A 3095-nucleotide genomic window follows, 5' to 3' on the forward strand; every position below is an offset into this window, starting at 1 on the left:
TCCTGTAGCAGAGCAGCAAAACGCTCGGCGCGTTCTGAACGCTCGCCAATGACAATACGAGATGGGTGCAAGTTGTCATATAGTGCTTTACCCTCACGCAGGAATTCTGGGGAAAAGAAAATATTGCTGGTACCCAGTTTTTCTTTAATAGAATTAGTAAAACCTACCGGGATGGTAGACTTAATTACCATTACTGCATCTGGATTAATTGCAACCACGTCGCGAATAACAGCCTCGACACTTGAGGTATTAAAGTAATTAGTCTTTGGATCATAATCTGTTGGTGTCGCGATAATAACGTAGTCCGCATCGCAGTAGGCATCATACTTATCAGTCGTTGCACGAAAATTTAGCGACTTGGTCGTCAAATACTCTTCGATCTCTTTATCCACAATCGGCGATTGCTTCTGATTTAGCATCTCAACTTTCGTCTGGATGATATCCAGGGCGACCACCTCGTGGCTCTGAGCAATCAGAATACCATTTGACAGGCCAACATATCCGGTACCAGAAATGGTGATTTTCATTTCATTATCTCAGTGTTAACTTTTGCTCATCATGTTTGTATCATCATGACATGTATTAAAAGTTGTAACGTCTGAGTTGATGAAGTGTCAATGAAAGACAGCACAATTCAGATTTACTTCATTACTATAGACCTCAATTATTAAGTTAATATTAAGGAAAAAATTAAAATCAATAAGAATTTAGGCAAAAAAAACCCAGACACTTAGGTCCGGGCTTATAAAAACACAAGTTAATACTTAGCAATCGTGCTGAAAGAGTAATGAACTTACATATCTAAATTGACATCTACTTTAGACGTAGTCGTCCAGTAGTCAAAAAAGACATAAACTGGAAATTTGCATAGAAAGTTAAAGGTGTAACTATAATTTTCGCTATGATAGGCAACATTCCAAATTGCAGGGCGATGAAATCAATGAGTAGTGATGCACAAATTATAGCAATTATTTGATAAACTATATAATTAAGAAGTTTCCATAAAATATAGTGACCATTATATTGAAAAATTTTCCTAACTGATGCAAAGAAAACAAATAATACAGCGGTAGTAGCACCGACAATATTAGCCAACCAAACAGGAAACCCTAATGAATTTAATAAAGCAAAGATAGAAAAATCAATTAACCATCCGAGACCTGAAACAACGGCAAATCTAAAAATCATTATCTAAACCTTTATATTCCCTCACCTTATACTCTATCAACATGAGCATAGGCAACATGAAACCTATAAGTTGTAATTCGTAAAGATAGAGGAAGACAGATGCAGGTGCAAAGAAAAAGAAAACCATGGCTCTAATAAGCGCGGCACAAGCAATAACAGCTGTAAACGGCGTTCGTTTAAAAAACACTATAGCCATTAAGCACATTAGCATTTGCAAAAAATTACTTGAAATGTAATCAGACCACTTCATTAAGCTTTTCATTACATCAGCAGATAAATGAGGGTGTGGGCCAAACCCCATAATCTCAACTGTTTGTTTCCATGGATTAGTAGTACTTAATAGATGATCAGACAATCCAGGAAGAATATTAAACTGTGGTGAAGCTATAGGAGGTAAAGGGAAAATATCCTTACCAAGTATAGCTGTAAAAGCTGAAAGCCGGAGGTGTAGAAAAAGCACAGGCTCCTTAATAGCACTTATAAAATACAATTCCGTAAGCTTTTTAGATACTGCAGATGTTGGTAGAGGTCTTTCAGAGGCCGTCTGATGCCAAAAAACCACATTATAAGGAGACCAGTTTTTTAAAGCATAATCAATATCCATAATTTTATTTAGGGAGGTATAAATATCATTATACAACTGAGGATCCAACTTATCTTTACCATAGACCAACATACCCGTTAGAGGATTCATAACGGCAGTTGAGGCATAAAGTCGCTTCTCTTCCTCTGCACGATGACGATCTGGATACACCAATGGTTCTACGACCTTATTTATAGCTCCCCAACTCAATGCTACAAGTACCAAAACCGAGAATAATTTTACACTCGGTTTAAACGTTAGTAGACTAAGACCGATAGCGATACAAAGTAACGAAGGAACGTTATCAATACGTAATAATGCTAATGCAATGCCAAGTACAAAAAGAGTGACTGTAAAAAATAACTTTGTATTTAAATCAAATTTTCGCCAATAAATAGCAAGGCAAAAACTGCCTAACATGAATAGTGCAAGAGTCAAACCATTTAAAGCATCACGTAGGTGAGTAAGCATCCCCAACATAATTACTGTCAATGGTATATAAACAATAGCCCAGATGACCACCCACCACGCCAACTTACCCTGGAAGTAACGGAAAAATAAAGAGCAAGAACCAAGTAAAATAACAGAGGTAGCCAGAAAGGACCATACTGTGATGACTTGTGGCAGATTTGACAATAAAAATCCACCTACGATGAGGGGATAGCCAATACCGTACCAAAGAGTAATTTGACCACCTTGCGCCTGAATATAAGGAGAAAAGCCATCCCATCCCAAAACAGCTGGCCATCCGATCACCATAGCAATAAGCAACCACCCAATGATGCCAAAGCTCACTATCAAAACCTTTTTAGTTTGTGCATCTTTAGCTGAAATAATCAGGCAACGAATTATTGCAAATAAGAAATAAATTAAAAGAATGAAACTGACACAAACGAGTACAAATGCCACTTTCATAGCTGAAAAGCTACCAAAGTCTGGATAGTTGAAAGATGCTAATTTTACACCTTCACCACTTTCATTTACATTCAAAGCCTTATATACACCAGGTTTTAGAGCACTGATGCGTATCAAGGTTGAAAACTCTACGTTATTTTCATCAGTTATCGAAACTGAATTAACCCATTGGGAGAATCGTTCCCATGCACTTGCGTAAATCACTGCACGCGAACTAGTAACCGTAAGTACATCCTTATTTTTTGAAATATAAATAAAGTATTTATCCGCATTTTTACCTCCCTCTATATTTTCTAAATGGTATTTTATATGCCCATCTGTTAACCATATATTAGGGTTATCACCGAAAATTTGATATACGCATCCTTTACTTTCTTGAGAAAAATCACAGATTTCCTCTGTTTTATTA

The 3095-nt window shown here is 36.7% G+C and carries 3 protein-coding genes; all 3 read right to left on the minus strand.

Translation table 11 applies throughout. The annotated features are described in order from the left end of the window. The coding region (locus KQJ19_RS23085) for a nucleotide sugar dehydrogenase (protein ID WP_216404235.1) at positions 1-527 on the minus strand (527 nt) is incomplete at its 3' end. A 286-nt stretch (positions 528-813) separates the two neighbouring features. Further along, positions 814-1188, minus strand: a complete 375-nt coding sequence (locus KQJ19_RS23090) for a GtrA family protein (RefSeq protein WP_200010624.1) — start codon at positions 1186-1188, stop codon at positions 814-816. Further along, positions 1178-3095: hypothetical protein (locus KQJ19_RS23095; RefSeq protein ID WP_216404236.1), on the minus strand; the 1918-nt coding region annotated here is incomplete at its 5' end. The genes KQJ19_RS23095 and KQJ19_RS23090, both read right to left, overlap by 11 nt.

The sequence above is a fragment of the Citrobacter sp. S46_ASV_140 genome, from assembly GCF_018919545.1.
GTDB classification, from domain to species: Bacteria; Pseudomonadota; Gammaproteobacteria; order Enterobacterales; family Enterobacteriaceae; genus Citrobacter; species Citrobacter braakii.

Excerpts from the sequence above, each read along its gene's own strand:
- KQJ19_RS23090 (WP_200010624.1), bottom strand. The coding sequence starts at position 1,188 with ATGATTTTTAGATTTGCCGTTGTTTCAGGTCTCGGATGGTTAATTGAT.